Consider the following 659-nt stretch of genomic DNA (forward strand, 5'->3'; position numbering starts at 1 on the left):
GGGAAGGTCCAGACCTCATTAAGCTCACTATGCTCTAGGGCGTAGCGAATGAGATCCGATCCGAGCCCACGACCTCGGTAGGAGGGGGCAACGAAAACGCCTCTTAGTAAGCGGGCTTCTCCATAGGGCGTAATCCGCAAACAGGCGCGCATTGAACTGTTGTCAAAAGCCGCAAAGATTTTATCTTGCCGATTTGTCTTTGTTGTTTGCCCAAATTGCTTGTAAAACTTTTTTGCGAGCGGAAAAATCGCTGGATCAAGCGATCGGAAGACATATTCTTGCATCGATCAGGTGTTCCATGAGTCGGCTTTGGCTGCATCGCTTTGTTTTGCTTCCACCCAGTGCGCCTCCTCTGCGACTTCCTTTTTCCAAATGGTGGCATCGCGTTTGAGATAATCCATGATAAAGCTGCAAGCTTCGAAAGCGGCTTCCCGATGGGAGGAGCTGACTGCTACCGCGACAATTTGTTCATCCAGCTTTAGCATCCCTATCCTGTGAATGATGCAGCTTGCCAATATAGGCCAGCGTTGCTTGGCTTGATCAACAATGTTTTGAAGCTGTTTCTCCGTCATTCCAGGATAGTGTTCGAGTTCAATTGCCTGGACGTCACTTTGATCACCAAATTCTCGAACGAGGCCAGTGAACATGCAAATAGCCCC

At 49.2% G+C, this 659-nt stretch carries 2 protein-coding genes; both read right to left on the bottom strand.

Annotated elements, in window-relative coordinates:
• On the bottom strand, positions 1–284 hold a 284-nt coding region (locus A3751_RS16115; protein ID WP_068457907.1), incomplete at its 3' end, for a GNAT family N-acetyltransferase.
• A gap of 3 nt (positions 285–287) precedes the next feature.
• On the bottom strand, positions 288–659 hold a 372-nt coding region (locus A3751_RS16120), incomplete at its 5' end, for a molybdenum cofactor biosynthesis protein MoaE (RefSeq protein ID WP_082863322.1).

Source organism: Oleiphilus sp. HI0080 (genome assembly GCF_001635135.1).